We start from the raw sequence: 19,705 nt of genomic DNA, 5'->3' as shown, positions 1-19,705 counted from the left end.
AGGTTCACTCCTGGATGAAGAAGTCGAAATCCTGAACGAGCTTGTCCAGATTGTCTGCCCAATACTCGGAGTTGAGGACAAAACCCTTGGCTGCATTGTCGGGATGACTGGGCAGGCCCTTGGCCACATCCTCGGGGATCACGCCCGTATCGAAGGCATCCTCGTTGGCGGGACCATAGTTGATGAACAGCGCGATGCGCGCCTGAACTTCGGGGCGGCTCATGATCTCGATCGCCTTCATCGCCAGGTCTTTGTTCTTGGCGCCTTTCGGAACGACCCAGCAATCGCTGAGCACGATCTGCTGGTCGAAGGTGATGCTGACGGGCGCGCCCTCATCGGCAATGGATTGCGCGCGGCCGTTCCAGACCATCGCCATATCCACTTCACCGTCCTGAAGCACTTGGGCGGATTGTGCCCCCGAACTCCACCAGACCGCCACGTCGTCCTTGATCTCCTCGAGCTTCTTCATGGCGCGATCCACGTCGAGCGGGTAAAGGTCTTCGACAGGGACACCATCGGCCAGCAACGCCGCCTCGAGGTTGTAGACCGGATGACGGCGCATGCTGCGCGGGCCGGGGAACTTTTCGGTATCCCAGAAATCATCCCAGGAATCGGGCTTTTCATCGGGATAGGCCTCGTCGCTATAGGCCAGCACGGCCCCATAGACGAGATTGCCGATCCAGCCGTCGCTCTTCATGCTGTCGGGAATGCCCGGAATTTCGAGGATCGCCGGATCAAGCGGTTCGACATTGCCCTCTTTCTCGAGGATGGCACAGCTGTAGTTGCCTTGCTGCACGAGATCCCATGTGGGGCTGCCCGAGGCCACCTGAACCCGCACATCCGCCGGGCCAGAAGTCGTGTCCTCGATCATCTTGATGCCCAGCTCTTCCTCTACCACGTCGAACCATGCCTTGCGCTGTGCTTCCTGATAGGCGCCGCCCCAGGAGGCGACAGTCAGCGAGTCCTGCGCATAGACCGGAGCCGCGCCGCCGCTCAGCAGCGCGGCAATCGCCGTGGCCTGAATCATTCTACGTTTCAATACCATTTTTATTACTCCCTGTTTTTGTCCCGTTTCGGGGATTGGACAGTATCAGTCGACACTGTCGCGGATCAGCGGCGACGTGGAACAGTGAATGCCGCCGCCATTCATTTGCACGCGGTCGTAAGGCACGGTCAGTATCTCGACCCCCTGCCCTTCCAATGCGGTGCGTGTTTCGTCGCTTATACCTTCGGGCATGATCACCCGCCCCGGCGCGATCGCCAGCCCGTTGACGATCCAGCGATTGTCATGCGGGGTCATCTCGATCGCGCGGATACCCAATTCCTTCAACTTCTCCAGAAATGTAAACGGCAGACCGGGTGCCCAGACTAGTGCCAGATCGGGTGCGATCATCAGAAAATGTCCGTCCAGATGAATGTCATAGCCCCGCAGATCAATGACCAGAAGCTCGACCCCCAGATGGGCCAGCACATCGGATATCTGTGCAATTCCCTCATCATTGTTGCGAATGCCGCGCCCGATCACGGCGGTACGGCTGTTGAGCCAGGCAAAGCTGCCGCCCTCGGTCATCGCCCGGCCATGCAGCGTGCGCAGGATCGGTGCGCCCGCCTGCGCCAAGGCCCGCGTGACCGGCAATTCCTCGCCCTGACGCATGCGCGGGGCGAGCCGGGTCACGATGCAGCCGCCGCGCACAGTAATACATGAATCGCGCGTATACACCGATTTGAAACGTCCGTCTGCGACACCGTCGAGATAGATCACTTCGACCCCTTGGGCGCGCAGCAGGTCGGTCAGCGCATCGTGCTGGGCCTGCAGTTCCTCGAGCTTGGGTATCTCGCGGGTCTGCCAGTACCATCCAGCATCGGGATCGCCATAGCCGCCGGTCTGGGGCAGATACTTGTCGCGGTCGATCACGTCGAATTCCGGGCCGGGCCGGTGCATGAGCACCGTGCGCAGCGTCCCGACATCCGTGTCGCAGCCCCATTCACGGCCCCAGATGCGCGCCATGCGGTCGGGATGCTCGAAGGCGGGATCGGGTTCCGAACCGAAGAGTTTGATCGTGGCGTTGTAAACACCGTTATCTTTCTGAACTGGAGCCGCTTTGGACATCATGACTTTCCGCTGGAGACTTGTGTGACGTTCAAAATACGCTAGGCTGTGAGTAAATTTATGGCAACAGTAGGAAATTTCCGATTATATGGAAAAAAACTCACAAACAAAAAAGCCTGTCTCTGGCGGTGGAAAGGCAAAAAAACAGGCGAAAGTCACGGGTGTCATGCGCCGTTTGCCTCCATTCAGTGCGCTTCGCGCATTCGAGGCCACCGGCAGGCGCGGCAATCTCAGCCACGCCGCCGAGGAACTTTACGTGACGCACGGCGCGGTGAGCAAACAGGTCAAGGCACTGGAAGAGACACTGGGTATCACACTGACCCGACGCGCAGGGCGCGGGATCGAACTCACCTCGAAGGGGCGGCGCCTGATTCCCTATCTCACCAAGGCATTCGACGATATCGACGCCGCGCTGCGCACGCTCAGCAGCGAGACATTCGAAGGGCACATGATCGTCTCGTGCATGCCCGGCCTGACGAATTCATGGCTTATTCCCCGGTTGCCGCTTTTCCTTGACCAATATCCCAACATCTCGCTGACGGTACTTTCGGCCACGCAGCCGAACGGCCAGGAGGCCGATATCGAGATCCGATACGGGCGTCCGGACTGGCCTGACCGCAATATCAGGATGCTGCGCCAGCTGGATGTTTTCCCGGTTTGCAGCCCACGGCTGATGAACGGCCCGAACCCGGTGCGCCGTGTCGATGACCTGTTCAAGCACACGCTGATCGACGAGCCGGGCGGCGCGCATTGGCGCGAGTTCTTCGTATCGCAAGGCAAGGACCCTTCGAAGGTGACGCGCACCCTGCGATTTCAGGATTTCACCCACGGCATGACCGCGGTGCGCGCAGGGCTGGGCGTTGCCATGGGGGACGACCTGACCATGGAAAACGACCTGGCCACAGGCCAACTCATACGGCCATTGCCCGCGATGATCCGACGGCAAAGTCTGGCCTATTACCTTTTGACCGCCTCGGATCAACCGCTCACCGGCGCGATGAGCGCCTTCATCGACTGGCTGACAATGGAGATCCAGCGCAAGGACCGCGACTGATCGCGGAACCCCCTGTACTGCCCCGGAAGGCCGTTTCCCGGCCGGAAAGACTGATCAAGGAACACCACCAGATGGACATCACACCTGTAGACACGATCGTCATCAACGGGCGCATTGCAACGATGCACGCGCCTGGCGAATTCATCGAGGCCATGGCGGTTTCGCGCGGCTGGATCGTGGCAACCGGCAGCACCGCCGATATCCGTGCTCTCGCCCCCCATGCCCAGGTCATCGATTGCGCGGGGCGCACCGTGCTGCCCGGCTTCATCGACAGCCATTGCCACCCCGATATGCACGGCGCGCGGCTGGGTCGCTGGACCGATCTTTCGCAAGGCCCCGATACGATGTCGGAGTTGCTGGAACTGGTCGCACAGCAGACCAGGGACACCCCGCAAGACGCCTGGTTCGTGGGTTTCGGCTATGACGATCTGCGCCTTGGCGGCTATCCGGCCCGCGATGCGCTGGACGCCGCCGCAGGCGGGCGACCGGCCTTTCTTTACCGTCGCGATTCACACCTGGGTTTCGCCAATAGCGGGGCGCTTGCGAAAGTCGGGTTCGACAGCGATTCGCCTGACCCGCCATTCGGGCGGATCGACCGCCATCCCGACAACGGCGAGCCCACCGGATTGCTGCGCGAAACCGCCGCCCATGCGGTCGTCAACCTGTGTCAGAGCGAGTTCACGACCGAGGATTTCATCGCCGGGCTACAGCGCGTCTTCGCCGATTTCGCGAGCTACGGCATCACGTCGGTTCACAATGCGCTGGCCTCGACGCAGGGGATCGAGGCCTATCAGCGGATGCGCGAATCCGGGGTTTTGAAGATGCGCGTCGGCCTGCTGGCCAGCGGGCGCGAGGATGCGCTGATCGACGCGATCATCCGATCGGGCTGGCGCACCGGGTTCGGTGACGAATGGGTCCGCCTGACCGGGGTCGAATGGTGCCCCGACTGTTCGACCAGCGGGCGCACCGCCGCCTATTACGATCCCTATGTGGGCAAGAAGGTGATCGGCGAGCCCGAGGACAATCGCGGGATGCTGCTTTATGAGGCGGGTGATTTCAACCAGCGGGTGCTGCGCGCGCATCGTGCGGGCCTTCTGGTGGGGGCCGACGGTGTCGGTGATCGGGGCATAGATTTCGTGCTCGACGCCTATGAGCATGCGCTTCGCCATCATCCGGTCGAGGATCACAGAATGCGGGTCGAGCATTGCTGCAATGTGACCCCGTCGATCCTGAAGCGTTTGCAGCGCCTCAAGGTGATCTGTTCTTCGGCCACCGGGTTCGCCTATGATCTGGGCGATGCCTATATACGCAACAGGGGCGCAGACGCGATGCGTTACATGTGGCCCCACCGCACCATGATCGATGCCGGCATCATCGCGCCCGGTCACTCGGATTCACCGGTGTGCCATCCCAACCCGATGCGTGGTATTCATGCGCTGGTCAACCGACGCACCCCAAGCGGCGCCGACCTTTGCGCCGACGAGGCGATCACCGTCTTTGAGGCGCTTCAGGCCTATACGATGCTGGGCGCCTATGCGGGCAAGGAAGAGCATATCAAGGGTCTGTTGACGGTTGGCAGGCTGGCGGATTTCACCGTGCTCGAGGATGACATCTTTGCAATGCCCCATGAGCTGCTGGCCGAGACGCGGGTCGCGCAGACGTATATCGGGGGCGAGCGCATCTTCGATCGTGCCAACCCAAGCTGACGCGCGGTTGCGCCGCGTGCCCTCCGTGTCAGCGCGGCACATCCGTCATCCGCGCCATTTCGGCATCGCGCATCAGCCAGTCGATCAACGCCTGTGCCGGGCTGTCCGGCGCAAGGTTCGTGCGCGTCACGATATAATAGCTCTCGTTTTCCAGCTCGCGCGGACCGAAGGCCTGCACCAGCTTGCCCGCTCTTAGTGCCTCACCGCCAAGGAACCAATCGGTCATGGCGAAACCCGCTCTGTGACGGGCGAAAGCCACCGCGTCATGATGCGATCCGGCATGGATTTCACGCGCGGGGCGGATCTGTTCGATGCCACGGCTGGCAAACCATTGCGACCAGAGATCCCCGTCATCCTCATGAATGATGGTAGAGCGGCGCAGGATGTCGGGATCCAGAGGCAACGGTCCACGCGCCAGTTCCGGCGCGCATACCGGAAAGACGCGTGTGCGCATGAAAGGTATCACCTTGCAGCCGGGAAAGGCGTGCGCAGAGAACACGATCGCCATATCCACATCCGACGGCAGAACCGACATCCTGCGCTCCGAATAGGTGCAGCGCAAAGAAAGATTCGCAAAACGTCCGAGAAACACGGCAAGCTTGGGGACCAGCCATTCGACCATCAGCGAGACCGGCACGGCGATCGACAATCGACCCGAGAACGCATCAGCCGACAGCGACAGCGCGGTCGAGGATATCCCGTCAAAGCCCGCCTGGATCGACTGCAACAGCCGTTCGCCCGCGGCATTGAGCATGATCCCCCGGCCCCGACGCTCGAACAGCACCACGCCGAGCGCGTTTTCCAACGCGCGCACCTGATGGCTCACGGCGCTTTGGGTCACGTTCAGCTCCTGTGCGGCGCGGCCCATATGCTCATGGCGGGCGGCGACTTCGAATGTCTGCAAGGCATTCAGCGACACCCAAGTGTTTGCGATCTTCATGCAAGCCTCAACAGATGAATTCAGATCATATATCCAAACAGATTTACTCGTTAGAACAAAAGATACTCCACTATTACCCTACTCGAGATCACAGCACAGGACGAGCACCCATGCCCAAGGACAAAGCCCCGCAGACGGTTCCACTTCAGGCACGCAAACCCGGCGGCGGAACGAAGCCACTGGAAAACTGGGGGATCGATTCCGAATATGGCGTATTGCGTGATGTGCTGCTTGGACCCATCGAAACCTTCGGTCATATGGACAACGCCGCCTTCAGTTCGATCTATCGCGAGACCGCGGTGCTGGAGCGCCCATGGGACCAACAGGCAGCGATGCGCCAATATCGCGAGATGTGCGACGCTTACCGCGAGGCAGGCGTCACGATCCACACGCTGCCGGCCGATGATCATCTGAAATACGGGCTCTATGCCCGCGATTCCAGCTTCATGACACCATGGGGTGCGGTCATCACCCAGATGGCCAACCCGCGCCGACGCGGCGAATACGCCGCCGCGCTGCGCTTCTATCTGGAGGCCGAGATCCCGATCTACGACATGGTGAGCGCGGGCAATTTCGAGGGTGGCGATTTCCACATCGTCGAACCGGGCGCAGTGCTGATCGGCTATACGGGCCTGCGGTGCGAAGAAGTCTCCGCGAGGCAGATCGGTGCATGGGTCGAACAGGAAGGCTGGGACGTGCACTATGCCTATATCGACCCCTATTACGTACATATCGACCTGATGGTCTGCATGATCGCGCCTAAATGCGCCGCCGTATGCATCGAGACCACGCCGGAGCATGTGATCGACTGGCTCAAGTCCAGAAAGATCGAGCTGATTCCGGTTGGGTTCAAGGACACGATGGCGCTTGGCTGCAATGTCATGTCGCTGGGTGATGAACGCGTCCTGGCGCCGGCCGCGAGCAAGGACCTTATCGCGAGGCTGCGCGCCAACGGCTTCAAGGTCTATGACCCGGAGGCGGACATGTTCACGATGATGGGTGGCGGGCTGCACTGCATGGCCCAATCGCTTCGTCGCGATACAGGCTGATGCACGATCATGAACCAGAGTATGGCAGGACCAATCCGTCACTGTGCCGATCTGGTTTTCCCGAACGTCATTTGCCGGGCGAGACCGGGTGTTGCTGACACCTGGCAGAAGCGAATGCGACTCGCGCGGCGTGTCCGACGCCCTCCGCGCGCGCCGTCAGAAGACCTGTTTAGGCTTGATCGACCCCAGAAAGCTCAATGGCGCCGCAGTTCTCGCCTTGAACTGCGCTTCGGTCACAAGCAGGACATCGGCGCCGACATGCGAGTTGCAGGTAATCGCCCCGGCCTCCTTTCGGGTGTCGATGTCCACCTTCGCGCCGGGGATGACCAGTATCAGGTCGATGTCGCTACCCGTCCTGGCGAGCCCCGTGACACGACTGCCGAAGATATCGATGGCCTGAGGGTTGACCCCGCTGGCCAGCGCCGCGATGAGCCGTTGCATCGGGCGCGGCAGCGTCGCCAGAAGCGCCGCGCGTTCGCTGTCCGGCGCTCCGTGCCTTCGCGGCATCGCCACCGCGCTCATGAGACTTCGAAGCCGATGAGCAAGGTCATATCGGCGATCTTGTCTGGATCAAGGCGCAAGTGGCTCACGTCGCCTTCCTCCTCGCTGATCGTCAAATCGGCGGAGACGCTGGCCAACGCGTCCTCGGACAAGGCAAAGGTCCAGTCCCCGAGTGATCTGGCTGGTGTGAAGCTTTCGATGCGGGTCTGGCGCAAGTTCACGCTGGTATCGCCCTCCAGCAGGAAGACGGCGGCGCTGCCCGTCGGCGGAGTGACATCCACCGACAGTGCCGCCCCGGCCTCGTAGTCTTCATAGTCTTGCGAAGTCTTCAGGTTAAGCACCAGAGTGAGCGACGTTATGGCGATCTCCTTCTCGGCGTAGGCCCATGGAAGATACCGCTTATCGAGCGCAACAGACAGCCTCTGGCCCGCGTCCGCTGGCGCAAGCAAGCGGCGCCATTCAGCGGGGAAATCCTGTGCGGCGCTCAAACCGACGACCCCCTGCTTCGGACTGGCCTCGACAACTTCGCTCATCGCTGAATCGCGCAGCACATCTCCGCCACTGCGCGCCGTGTAATCAAGATGAATGATGAAGTCGGTGATCGTATCCAGATCGAAGCGGTTGGTCCGCTGATCCATCTGGATATGCCAGCGGCTGATCGTCCCGGCGCCCTCGAACGGGAGATAGCGTTCATCGCGGAAATCGAGCCTGTGCAACCCGCTGTCGCCTTGGCCGTGCGAGGTCGCAATCGCCTGTATGCCGCCGAGCCCCGATATGAATCGCGGATCATCGGCAAAGTTGCCATCGGCGTCTTCGGCATGTGCATAGCCGCCATCAAGTGACGGCGAGATGCGCGTCACGCTCGCCGCAAACCCAGTTCGTGCTGGATGCTTTGGAACAGGCGCTCTATGAGCGGCGGCCAGATGGCGATCTCATTCATCACAGCGATCGAGGCAGTCAATACGTATCGATCCGCTATACCGAGCGCCTGGCCGAGTCCGGGATCGAACCTTCGGTCGGCAGCGTCGGCGACAGCTATGACAACGCCCTGGCTGAGACGATCACAGGTCTGTTTAAGGCCGAAGTTATCCACCGGCTGGGGCCATGGAAAACCGCAGATGCGGTCGAGTGGGAAACCTTGAAATGGGTCGACTGGCTCAACAATCGCCGCCTGCTGCAACCGATCGGAAATATCCCGCCAGCAGAGGCCGAGGAGAAGTTCTATGAACAGCGTAACGAGTTCGATAAAGTCGCGTGAAACGGAGTGACCAGCCTCCGGGAAAACCGGGGCGGTTCAGTACTCGTTTATGGCGACCAACAGCTTGCCGAGTTTTTTCTTGTCGGTTATGGCCGACCGGGACTTTACGCGCTTGCGAACCAGCGCGCCTTTCAGGGCCACCGTCGGATCGTTAACAGTGACACCCGTTGCAATGGCGTAGCGAAAGACCTCGCCGATGGTCGAGCGCAGGCGACTGGCGGTTTCCAGATTTCCAGCCTGCTCCTGTTTCTTGAGAACAGCCAGAACCTCGCTGGGCGTAATCTCCATGATAGGCCGCTTGCCCAGCTTTGCGTTTGCCATGTCGAGCAGCCAGGACTTCTTCTTGATGGTTTGCTCGGCCTTACCTTCGCGCTTGTTCTTATCCAGCAACTCTTCGGCCAGCACTTCGAACTGGCCGCGCTGAGCAATCTCGGCGGCCAGTTTGCGTTCTTTCTTCACGGATGCTGGGTCGATGCCCTCAAGCAGCAGCTTCTTGTCTCGGTCGCGCTTATCCCGGGCTTCCTTCAAAGAGATCAGCGGATACGGCCCGTAGGACATCAGCTTTTCTTTTCCCAAGAAGCGGTACTTGAAATGCCAGTGCTTCGATCCGTTTGGTTTTACCCAAATGAACAAGCCGTTCGAGTCGGCTTTCTTCTAAGCACGCTCGAAAGGCTTCAATTTTTTCACGCCAATATCGGTCAAAGGCATACCATTTGATCGCATTTTGGCACCCCATATTCTACCCCCAATCTTCCTGGCTTGAGGCGGACAAACGCGGAACACGCTGGACAACCAATAGCCGAAACTACTGATTTAACAGACCTTTAGGACTTTTCTGGACTATCTCGGAAGTTGTAGTGGTGCCCGGGGGCGGCATAACCTGTTGTTTTCATTATAACAAGTTGCGGGTCGGTGGGACTTTTTTCCTTCACCATGTTTATTGGATTTTTTCGGATTTGTGTCCCACTTTTTTCGAAGGCGATTAAGGCCGGAAATAACAGATCGAGCCGGCGCCGCATCGCCCCAGCGCCTGGACATGCCAGCGGCGATCTTTACCAATGGTTTGAGAAGACAAGAACGATTTGGACGAGTGTGACTGACCCGCGCCTCACCTGCCCGATCTGCATGCACCGTGAGGCCGGATTGATCCCCGCCCCTCGGCATGTACCGGCGTGGGATGACCTGACCGGCCCGGAACAGATGGCGATGTTGGCCGAAGTGGGCGCCGCACTCGGTCGCGGCACGGCTGGTTTCGTTGCCGCATCCGATCACGGCCATTTCCACCTACGGGAAGCAAGTAGCGCGCGTCTGACAACGGGCGGCCGCGATCCGCTCCTGCCCTTGCTCGCCGAACGGCTGGACACCGCGCAATCCGTCAACCTTGCGATTGCCTTTGCCATGGATAGCGGCGTGGCCCTGCTCGAGCCTTGGTTCCGTGAACTGCTGGCGCGCGGCGGACGGCTCAGGATCGTGGTGGGCGACTATCTGGACACGACCGACCCGACAGCCTTGGCGCGCCTGCTGGACCTGGAGGGTGCAGAGCTGTTCGTGTTCGAAACGGGAGGCCTCAGCTTTCACCCGAAGGCTTGGCTTTTCCGCGCCGCCGATGCACGTGGGGCGGCGATTGTCGGTAGTTCGAACCTGTCACAATCGGCCCTCACCGATGGCGTGGAATGGAACCTGCATTCCGAGGATGCCGCGGATAACGTCGGAGCGGCCTTTGAGGACCTGCTGGCACGCACCGAGGTGAAGCCCCTGACGGCGGCCTGGATCGATGCCTATGTGAAACGTCGCAGGGCGCGGCCGATGCCCGAGTTCACTGCCCGCGTCGTCGCCGAGGAAGGCCCGCCGCCAGAGCCGCACACGATCCAGCAGGAGGCGCTGGCAGCGCTCGCGCAGAGCCGATCGAACGGCCACCGTGCCGGGCTTGTCGTGCTGGCCACCGGGCTAGGCAAGACCTGGCTCGCCGCCTTTGACACGATCCGTGCCGAGGCGGGCCGCATCCTCTTCGTTGCCCATCGCGACGAAATCCTGACCCAAGCGATGGCAGCCTTTCGCAAGGTCCGCCCAGAAGCGAAGCTGGGCCGCTACACGGGCACCGAGAAAGAAGCGGACGCGGAAATCCTTTTCGCCTCGGTCCAGACACTGGGCCGCATCGGTCACTTGCGCCAGTTCGACCGAGACCATTTCGACTACATCGTGGTCGATGAATTCCACCACGCCGCCGCCCGCACCTATCAGAAGCTGATCGAGCATTTCACACCCGGTTTTCTGTTGGGCCTGACCGCGACGCCCGACCGGACCGATGGCGCGGACCTCCTCGGCCTGTGTGGTGAAAACCTCGTCTACGAATGTGACCTGTTCCGCGGGATCGACGCGGGACACCTGTCGCCTTTTCACTATTTCGGCGTGCCGGATGACGTGGATTACGCGCAGATCCCCTGGCGCTCCGGCCAGTTCGATCCGACCGCGCTAGACGCAGCCCTGGCCACCGAGGCGCGGGCGCTGAACGCGCTGGACCAATACCGCAAACGCGCAAGCGGCCCCGCGATCGGCTTTTGCTGTTCCATGCGTCACGCCGATTACATGGCGGAGTATTTCCGCGCCGCCGGGCTAAAGGCTGTCGCCGTCCATTCGGGCCAAAGCTCCGCACCTCGAGCAAGTTCCCTGGCAGCGCTTGGTCGCGGCGAGATCGACATCCTCTTCGCAGTCGACATGTTCAACGAAGGCGTGGACGTGCCCGAGATCGGCACCGTCCTAATGCTGCGCCCCACCGAAAGCGCGATCATCTGGCTGCAGCAGCTTGGCCGTGGCTTGCGCCGCGTCGAAGGCAAGGTGCTGCAGGTGATCGACTATATCGGCAACCACCGCAGCTTCCTCACCAAAGTCGCAACCCTTCTGCAGGCCGGCGCAGGGGATCGCTCGATCTCGACCAAGCTGGAGGCGCTTCAGGTCGGTGAGTTCCAGATGCCGAAGGGCTGCGAGATCACTTATGAGCTCGAGGTCATCGACATCCTGCGGAATCTTCTCCGCCCGAAAGAAGGCGCGGCGGAGCTCGAAGCCTTCTACATCGACTTCCGGGACCGGAACGGCATCCGGCCCACGGCCGTCGAAGTCTTCCGCAACGGCTTCGATCCTCGCGCTTCCGGCCATGGCGGCTGGTTCGACTTCGTCCGGGACATGGGCGACCCCTTGGCTGAACGTCCTTTCGCTACTCACGGTCGTCTCTTACGCGAGTTGGAACGGCCCAGGGGTTTGTCCGGATCCGCCTTGACCGGCTTGCGCGACGTCGCAGCCGGGCGGCAACCGAGCAACGGCGCGTCAGAGCTGGCCTTCAACCCGCACCTGGCCAAAGGCAGCGACGGCTTTCGGCTGGCCCGCCCTGACGCCTCCGGCGAGTTGGAATCGCTTGTGCGCGAGTTGGTCGAATGGCGCCTGGCGGAAACGCCCATCGTCCGCGAGGCCGCCGAGACGTCTGCGACCTTTGCCGGCAAGCCGCAGGCTCTGGAGCTTTGGCAGCGCTACTACGTGCCGGACATCGCCGAGTTCTTTGGCGAAGAGTATCAGCAGAACCTATGGCGCACCGGGATGAAGGCGCTGCCCGAAAAGAAGATCATGATCCTTCTTGCCAATGTCTCAACTCAGGACTTGACCTACGAAAATGCATTCCTCAGCCCGTCACGGCTGAAATGGTTCAGCCAGAACCAGACGCGCCAGGACAGCAAGCATGGCCGGGTCATCAGCGGCGAGGAAGGCCACGAGGTACATTTGTTCATCCGACGGGGGAACAAGGTAAACGGCAAGGTCAATCCGTTCATCTATTGCGGACAGCCCAGGTTTGGCGGATGGGAAAGAGAGAAACCAATTGAAGTACAGTGGGAATTAGCTTCGCCAGCGCCGCGCGCGCTTTGGGCGGAGCTGGGAATTCCAATTCAAGACTGACGGCTTAGACAAAACCAAGTTAGCGTTGCCCCTGAGGGCTTAGGAAGACAACAGCACATGGCAAACACGGAGCGGCAAGGACTGATTTCACGCTTTTTCGCGCGGGCCAGCGACACAGACCGTGACTTGCGGACGACCGAAGGGCCTCCTTCGTCTCGCCATGAGGCCTGGGGCGATAATGCAACGCGTTCTGTCAGTAGCTTGGTCAAGTCCATTCTACAGCAACCAAGTTGTCTGATTGTAACAGGTTATCAGGACTTCCTGTCTTCGCTCACCATCTTGCTCGAAACAATCGAAAACCTTGAAGAACGCTCAGAGGGCAGTATTCGCATCGCCTTTGGATCCAACACCGAAGCACGACAGGTTTTGGGTGGCGTCGGCCGGTCAGTGGCCGATGAAGCGCGCCAGCATTTCCTTGGGGCAAGAGGCTTTTCGGTTGTTGATTTAGCCGATCTGCGCGCAGTTCTTGCAATGGACGCAATCGAGCGCGGAATTATCAGATTCCGCATTTTCGATCCCGATCTGGCAGAAGAAAAACTAGGGCGCCGTCCACCAATGCTTCACGCGAAGCTTTTTGTAGGTGGGGACAAAGCACTTTCGGGAAGTGCCAATTTCTCTATCAACGGTTTGCGCCGCAATCTGGAATTCATGGACGACGCCGATGCCTGGCCCGAACTTGCGACTGCGCGTCGCGCGGCCGCCGAGCAGTATTGGGACATGGGGCGCGATTGGACTGAAACAGCGCTGGAAATCCTGCGAGCGCTGATCCGCCTTGTCTCACCCGAAGAAGCAGTGGCCAGAACGGTTCACGAAGCCACAACCTTCACCCCCTGGCGTGTCGCAGGCGAGACCAGCGCCGGACGTCCGCCTCAACCCTTCCAAGCCGATCTTGTCTATGAGGCTGCAGGGACGGTCTATGAACACGGCTTTGCCTTTGTCGAAGCGCCAACCGGTGCCGGGAAAACCGACATCGGAAAACACCTGGCGACGGTTCTACCGGTCAGCCATGGGCAGACGGTCTTTTCCTGGGGAGAGCGCGCCGATCAACAACGGCTTGGCTCACTCGCCCTGATACCTGCCAGTGTTCTAAAGAACTGGACAACAAATGCGCCTGCGAACTTCAAACCCATCAAGCACAGTCACCTGTCGCGGCGAGGTAAGGAGGAGACTGCAGAACTCGAAGAAATCAATCGGGCGGTCCGTTCGTCCGCATCAATGATCGTTGATGAAAGCCACAGGTTGAGCTCCAGATATCTTGCACCGTCCGCGCGTTCGCTTGTCTTCGAGCGCAGCCCAGCCATCTGGACTTCCTGTTTGTCGGCAACGCTCATGGGAAACCAAGGTCTGGATGGCTTGCTTGCATTCCATGAGAAGCGCGCCTCGATCTATGTCCCTCCTGCCATCACGGAACAGATCAACCAACATATGGCGAAGGTTCGAAAGCGTGGCGAACTCGTGCGCCACCTCGACCAGATGAACCGCCGGATCGAAGATCAAAGCGTACAGGACGATCTGTTCGACAGCGCGGAAGCTCTACAGGTCGAAGTCAACAAAGTCGAACGCCAGCTAGAGACCGGCGGGCTGCAAATCAGTGCGCTTCAGGAAGGATTGGCCGACGCCCTGGCGCCATACGTCGTGCGGCGCCAACGGGATTGCATTGGGGAGAGTGCGGATCGAAAGTCCGGCGCTTTCGTTTACCCAACGATCCGAAGCCACCGAGAGGATACGGCGCTGAGTGATCAGCAGCGCCAAATTATTGAGCGGATCAAGGCATTGGCGGAATGCATTACGACTGGGGTGACCCTTGTGTCTGCTGATCCCCAACGCGCCGCCCACACAGAAATCAAATTCCATGACAAATCGCGTATCCACATTCGGAACTTTCTTGCACTGCTACGTGCGTCGATAACCTTTGCGCGCGAAGAATGGGCCCGCGAGCGCGACAGCGAAGCCGATCAACGAGGGCGGGCATCAATCGGAGAAAACCTAAGACGCGCCGAGAAACAGAACGCCCGCGGTATTGCCATTCCGGATGGCGCGTTAACCGAAGAAGTCGATGCCGAAGCTGAGGACAGCGAAACGCCGATTTGTGACCGGATCAGCAGGCTTCTGAATCATTCCAGCCTCGACAGCATTGATGAAGCCCGGGCCGACGTCATGCGAGGCATCCTTCGAAAGCATGGCCATGCCATCTTCCTTGCTGAGCGGGTCGGCGTGCTCGAGGTCTATGCCAGGCTTCTTGCTGGGCATCGCGGAAGAGGACCCGAGGTCTTCGTGGTCGCACCTGGTGCACGGATCAAGACCGGTAAGAAGCTGCATCACATCCGATCCGGAGCAGATGCGCAGGAGTATTTCGGCATCGATGGGAAGCATGTCGACCCGTTAAAGCCACGGGCCATGTTCCTCACATTCCAGATGGCGGAAGGGATCAACCTCCAAATCGCCTCTGCGCTTGGGATCATTGGCGTCACGTCTGACGTCAAGAGCCTCATTCAGGGGTTGGGCCGGATCGACCGGATCGACAGTCCCAATTCCCGCATCCACTACTACACCTTCGACCTTCCCGGGCTGGTTCTGTCATCAGATCACAAGGCGCGCGCTCGTGTCGCTAGCATCGCGCTCCTGTCGGGTGTTGGCGCGGAAGACCTACCATCAGAGCTGGTTGAGTTTTCTGCCGGTGATCTGACCGATCTTGTTCTCGAACAGGTCAAGAAACCGCGCATCCTCCGTTCCAACAACTACTTCGATCAGTTGGAAGCTCTGCGGCGTGTATTGCCAGCTGACGTTCTGGACCGGGTCTCGAACGCAAAACCTCGCGGTCTCTGGGGAGCCGAACTCTGCCTTCTGTCCTCAGTTGAACCAGTCACCATCCTCCTCTTGGGCGGTCGTACAGGCAGCCCCCAAGACCCTACGGTCCTACCGCCTCGCTTGATTGCCGTTCGAGATGTCGATGGGCGCGCAGAGATCATTGGAGACCAGGTTGAAGCAGCTAGGCTCCTTTCCGCCGCCTATGCCGAAACGCGGCGCCTAGGCATGCAAAGCCACCGCCCAGAACTAAACGCGATATCCGCCACGTTTAGCCGGCTCGGCAGCACCCTTGCGCATCTGACCCACTGGGATGTTCGGCCAGCTCGAACCGTTTCACTTCTTGCGTCCCTCGCAAGTTTTCTATCTGGACGCGACACCGGTGACGCTGGTGCAGCGCTCTTTGGTTCCTTAACCCTGCCGACCCTGGAAAAGCTGGCAGAAGCCTGGGCACACGAACTCGATGTCTTCTGGATCGAGGCGAAGGAGACGGTTAGTCAAAGGAGTGCGTCTGGAGGTGAAATCCCCGACTATCTAGGGATCGATGCGATCTACCTAGCCTTTCAAGAGCAAGCAGACGAAGTGCGCTCAGCTGTAAGTGAAAGGATGCAGGACCTGTTTGTTCGCTGCACGACAATGTCGGAGGGGCAACAGATCGACGTTCTCAGCCGGGTGGCCGTCATCTTCGAAGCCAGACAGTAGGCCGAAACCTCTTCCGAGCTCTGCCACGATTGGCTTTGCGGAGTTGACGCTCTCGGCCCGAAGCGGATGAGGTGGGTGGCTCCTGCTCCACCGGCATCGAATGTGCCAAAGTGCAGTTATCATTGACTGCAGGGAAAGGAGCACCCAATGACAGTAAAGACCGTCGGCCTGGATTTGGCCAAGGACGTTTTTCAAGTGCACGGCATTTCAGAGAACGGCCGTGTGATCTTCAATAAAGCCATCAAACGCGCGAAGCTGCTCGCCTTCTTTGAAACGCTTCCGCCCTGCCGGGTCGGGATGGAAGCCTGCGGGTCGTCCCATCACTGGGGCCGCCAGCTACGCAAATTGGGGCACGACGTGAAGCTCATGCCCGCTGGCTACGTCAAACCTTACGTGAAGCGCGGGAAGAGCGACGCTGTTGACGCCGAGGCAATCTGTGAAGCGGTTCGGCGCCCAACCATGCGCTTTGTCGAGATCAAGGCAGAGGAACAGCAGGCTATTCTTTCAATCCATCGGACGCGCGATCTGGCCGTCAGGCAACGCACGCAGATGGCCAACATGATCCGCAGCTTGTTACGCGAGTTTGGGCATATCTTGCCCATTGGGATCGAAGCGGTAACGGCTTTTGCAAAGCGCCATCTGGATGGAGATCACCCCGACATGCCGGAGATCGCCAACGGCATGCTCGGTATCCAGTGCTATCAGTTCATCGGCTTGAACGAGCGCATCGACGGCTATTCCAAGATGATCGAACAACATGCCCTGCTGAATGCCGACGCACGCAGATTGATGCGCATGCCGGGAATTGGCCCAATCACAGCCTCGGCGATAGTCGCGACGATCGGCGATGCACAACAGTTCCGGACCGGGCGCGATCTGGCGGCTTGGCTCGGACTGACCCCGCTCAACAAATCCAGCGGCGGCAAGGAACGTCTGGGCAAGATCACGAAGCAGGGTGATCGCTACATCCGCAAGCTGCTGGTCGTGGGCATGACGTCTCGCGCTGTGATGGCGAAGCGTTCGCCTGAGAAGGTGGATCTGTGGACCGCGAAGATCATCGCAGACAAACCGTTCCGCTTGGCAACAACCGCGATGGCCAACAAAGCAGCAAGGAGCATCTGGGCGATGCTCACAAAGAAACAGGAATATCGGCAGCCTGCGTTCTGATCGCACCAGCTGCCCACGAGATGCAAGACGTTGACGTGATGATGCGGAAATAAGTCAACCAAGAGCAAGGACACTCCGGGAAGGTCAGCGGCCCTCTGAGGTCGATAAGCCGATTGGAACCTCGCTTGCGGAATTCATCAGGGCCAGTGGCGACAATGCCGCCACACAAACAGGCCGGACAGACGACAGTACTGACGAAAATATCCGCAGAAAATCGCCAGAAAACGCTTGCAATGCAGGAGCCACCCACAGATGCCGTTCATCGTCGGCTGCTTGCCGCAGCGTAGCATTCTCTGAACCGGCCGTTCGTGCGTCGTGCAGCAATTTCAGGGGATTGATGATCCCAGAGATGAATGGGTCATTCGCTCATTAAATCAAATAATGTATAGCGTGTCTGAAAAGCGCAACACGCTCTAATTCACAGGATGGATAGTGATGACCACCGACCAGCTTTTGATTTTCTGTATTCTGGTCGTGACGATGGGGCTGTTCCTTTGGGGGCGGTTTCGACACGATGTCGTGGCTTTGGCAGCACTTATGGCATGCGTAATTGCGGGTCTGCTTCCAGCAGCTGATGCCTTTCTGGGGTTCGGTCATCCGGCGGTCATCACCGTGGCTTGCGTTCTCATCCTTAGCCAAGGCTTGCAGAATACCGGTGCCGTTGACTGGCTCGCGCGCAGTGTCTTACCGCGTGATGCCGGACGGGTGACAAGCATGGTCGCGCTGATGGGGTTGGGTGCCTTATTATCAGGGTTCATGAACAATGTCGGCGCTATGGCGCTGTTGATGCCAATCGCGGTGCAACTGTCGGACCGATTGGACCTAACGCCGGGACAAGTGCTGATGCCACTAGCGTTTGGCACCATTCTGGGGGGAATGACAACACTGATCGGCACCCCGCCCAACCTGATTGTCTCAGGCTTTCGGGCCGAGGCGGGGCTTGGCCATTTTGCGATCTTCGATTTTGCGCCTGTCGGTGCGGCTGTCGCTGTTGTCGGGGTGCTTTTCGTGGCCGTGATCGGGTGGACGCTGGTGCCGGTACGCAAGTCGGCCATGGCAGATGGTTTTGATACGGGTGCCTATTTCACGGAACTGCGTGTTCCTGAATCCAGCAAGGCTGTTGGACTGACCCTGCGCGCCTTCGAGCGCGAGATCGAAAACAGCGATGTGCAGATCGTCGGTCTTGTTCGCAACGACGTTCGCCTTACCGCACCACACGGGGGACGACGTATCCGCGCGGAGGATGTCCTTGTGCTCGAGGCGGATGTGGATGCACTGGCAGAGGCGCTTTCCGTTTTCGACATAAAGCTCGAACAATCCATCGTTGCGCCCGATGAATTTGATGACATTCGCGCTGATGATACTCAAGTCGACACACAGGCTGCCGCCGATGGGGAGGAGGACACCGAGCAAAAGACCAAGAGCGATATCGTGCTTCGTGAACTGGCGGTGCTTCCGGGGTCAAGCATCGTCGGGCGTTCGGCCCAGGAGATGCATCTGCGCGCGCGCTATGGCCTGAATTTGCTGGCCGTGTCGCGGGAAGGGCATCCGCCCCGATCGGGATTGAGAAAAATAAAATTGAGCTCTGGCGACCTGCTTCTCGTTCAGGGCCCTGTGGATGCTGTGACCGAGTTCATCAATGACACAGGCTGTGTGCCCCTGGGCGCGCGCGAATTGCGTATTCCCGACAAGCGTATGGCCATTGTCGCCGCCGCGATCATGCTCGGCGCGATCGCTCTGGTGACACTTGGTCTACTTCCGGCGGCTGCAGCGTTTGCGCTTGGCGTTCTGGTGTCGATGGTGTTACGCACGGTGCCGCTGCGACAGGTCTATACGTCCATCGATTGGCCGGTGATCGTCTTGCTGGCGGCGCTGATCCCGGTCGCTGGCGCGATGCAAAGCACCGGTGCCGCCGAAATGCTGGCGCGGTTTCTGGTCGATACCGTTGCTCAAGGCAATGCGGTCGCGGCGCTCGTCGTGGTTCTGGTCACGACAATGTTCCTGTCGGACGTTATGAACAATGCCGCCACGGCAGCGGTTCTGTGCCCGATCGCGCTTGGCATCTCCTCTACATTGGGCGTCAACCCTGACAGTTTCCTGATGGCTGTTGCTATCGGGGCTTCCTGTGCCTTTCTCACGCCAATCGGCCATCAGAATAACACCCTGATCCTGGGTCCGGGCGGGTTCCGTTTTGGAGATTACTGGAAGCTCGGCCTGCCGTTGGAGGTGATTGTGGTTGTCGTCAGCGTGCCGTTGCTGCTGCTTGTCTGGCCTTTGTGACATTTCGAGCAATCAGAGGTGCCGAATGCATCGGAGGCACCACCGAGAAACCGGTGTGGTCTCTCACGTGTAATCGCCCCCATTCGACCGCTGTGCTTGGACTCACAGACGTCCTCGTGGGCAGTGCAGCATCCATCCTTTCTACGATTGCCATGATCGGAAGGTAATCTCCCCATGAGAAATGGGGAGAT

13 protein-coding genes and 2 pseudogenes are annotated in these 19,705 nt (G+C 59.7%); 8 read left to right on the top strand and 7 right to left on the bottom strand.

The annotated features are described in order from the left end of the window. Nucleotides 1–4: 4 nt before the first annotated feature. Together N5A93_RS08980 and N5A93_RS08975 are read right to left on the bottom strand one after the other, a co-directional pair. On the bottom strand, nt 5–1,027 hold the full coding sequence (locus N5A93_RS08980; protein WP_268954747.1) for an ABC transporter substrate-binding protein: 1,023 nt from the start codon (nt 1,025–1,027) through the stop codon (nt 5–7). 63 nt (nt 1,028–1,090) lie between these two features. Then, on the bottom strand, nt 1,091–2,110 hold the full coding sequence (locus N5A93_RS08975) for a dimethylarginine dimethylaminohydrolase family protein (RefSeq protein WP_268954746.1): 1,020 nt from the start codon (nt 2,108–2,110) through the stop codon (nt 1,091–1,093). Between the two features lie 166 nt (nt 2,111–2,276). On the opposite strand from N5A93_RS08975, the gene N5A93_RS08970 reads away from it, so the two are divergent. Beyond that, the gene (locus N5A93_RS08970) at nt 2,277–3,164 is read left to right on the top strand and encodes a LysR substrate-binding domain-containing protein (RefSeq protein WP_268954745.1); all 888 of its coding nucleotides are present in this window, start codon (nt 2,277–2,279) and stop codon (nt 3,162–3,164) included. 71 nt (nt 3,165–3,235) lie between these two features. After that, the gene (locus N5A93_RS08965; RefSeq protein WP_268954744.1) at nt 3,236–4,870 is read left to right on the top strand and encodes an amidohydrolase; all 1,635 of its coding nucleotides are present in this window, start codon (nt 3,236–3,238) and stop codon (nt 4,868–4,870) included. Nucleotides 4,871–4,898: 28 nt separating this feature from the next. Here N5A93_RS08965 and N5A93_RS08960 read toward each other — a convergent pair whose 3' ends face one another. Further along, entirely contained in the window at nt 4,899–5,810 is a 912-nt protein-coding gene (locus tag N5A93_RS08960) for a LysR substrate-binding domain-containing protein (protein ID WP_268954743.1), read from the bottom strand. Nucleotides 5,811–5,920: 110 nt separating this feature from the next. Between N5A93_RS08960 and N5A93_RS08955 the strand changes: the two genes are divergently transcribed. Further along, complete coding sequence (locus tag N5A93_RS08955; RefSeq protein WP_268954742.1) at nt 5,921–6,859, top strand: dimethylarginine dimethylaminohydrolase family protein; 939 nt, start codon at nt 5,921–5,923, stop codon at nt 6,857–6,859. Between the two features lie 156 nt (nt 6,860–7,015). Here the strand turns inward: N5A93_RS08955 and N5A93_RS08950 are convergent, their stop codons facing one another. Further along, entirely contained in the window at nt 7,016–7,381 is a 366-nt protein-coding gene (locus N5A93_RS08950; RefSeq protein WP_268954741.1) for a nucleotidyltransferase domain-containing protein, read from the bottom strand. Next, nucleotides 7,378–8,211, bottom strand: a complete 834-nt coding sequence (locus N5A93_RS08945) for a Tc toxin subunit A-related protein (protein WP_372920837.1) — start codon at nt 8,209–8,211, stop codon at nt 7,378–7,380. The genes N5A93_RS08950 and N5A93_RS08945 overlap by 4 nt, the downstream gene beginning before the upstream one ends. Nucleotides 8,212–8,216: 5 nt before the next feature. Here N5A93_RS08945 and N5A93_RS08940 point away from each other — a divergent pair. Further along, nucleotides 8,217–8,618, top strand: a pseudogene (locus N5A93_RS08940) (DDE-type integrase/transposase/recombinase); the annotation flags it as partial. A 36-nt stretch (nt 8,619–8,654) separates the two neighbouring features. Here N5A93_RS08940 and N5A93_RS08935 read toward each other — a convergent pair. Beyond that, complete coding sequence (locus N5A93_RS08935) at nt 8,655–9,092, bottom strand: tyrosine-type recombinase/integrase (RefSeq protein WP_440590574.1); 438 nt, start codon at nt 9,090–9,092, stop codon at nt 8,655–8,657. Then, nucleotides 9,078–9,257 (bottom strand): annotated as a pseudogene (locus N5A93_RS19545) (Arm DNA-binding domain-containing protein); the annotation flags it as partial. The pseudogene N5A93_RS19545 and the gene N5A93_RS08935, both read right to left, overlap by 15 nt. Nucleotides 9,258–9,710: 453 nt before the next feature. On the opposite strand from N5A93_RS19545, the gene N5A93_RS08930 reads away from it, so the two are divergent. From N5A93_RS08930 to N5A93_RS08915, 4 genes are all read left to right on the top strand, one after another. Then, a complete protein-coding gene (locus N5A93_RS08930) occupies nt 9,711–12,560 on the top strand; it encodes a DUF3427 domain-containing protein (RefSeq protein WP_268954738.1) in 2,850 nt (949 codons plus the stop codon). Between the two features lie 57 nt (nt 12,561–12,617). Further along, complete coding sequence (locus N5A93_RS08925; protein ID WP_268954737.1) at nt 12,618–16,067, top strand: phospholipase D-like domain-containing protein; 3,450 nt, start codon at nt 12,618–12,620, stop codon at nt 16,065–16,067. Nucleotides 16,068–16,214: 147 nt separating this feature from the next. Next, complete coding sequence (locus tag N5A93_RS08920) at nt 16,215–17,234, top strand: IS110 family RNA-guided transposase (RefSeq protein WP_268954735.1); 1,020 nt, start codon at nt 16,215–16,217, stop codon at nt 17,232–17,234. Nucleotides 17,235–17,669: 435 nt separating this feature from the next. Next, nucleotides 17,670–19,514, top strand: a complete 1,845-nt coding sequence (locus tag N5A93_RS08915; protein ID WP_268954736.1) for an SLC13 family permease — start codon at nt 17,670–17,672, stop codon at nt 19,512–19,514. Nucleotides 19,515–19,705: the final 191 nt, after the last annotated feature.

Origin of the sequence: Roseovarius salincola, from assembly GCF_026891095.1 — a bacterium.
Taxonomy (GTDB): domain Bacteria; phylum Pseudomonadota; class Alphaproteobacteria; order Rhodobacterales; family Rhodobacteraceae; genus Roseovarius; species Roseovarius salincola.
The sequence above is the reverse complement of the archived record's forward strand: the minus strand, read 5'-3'. Positions and strand labels throughout refer to the sequence as shown.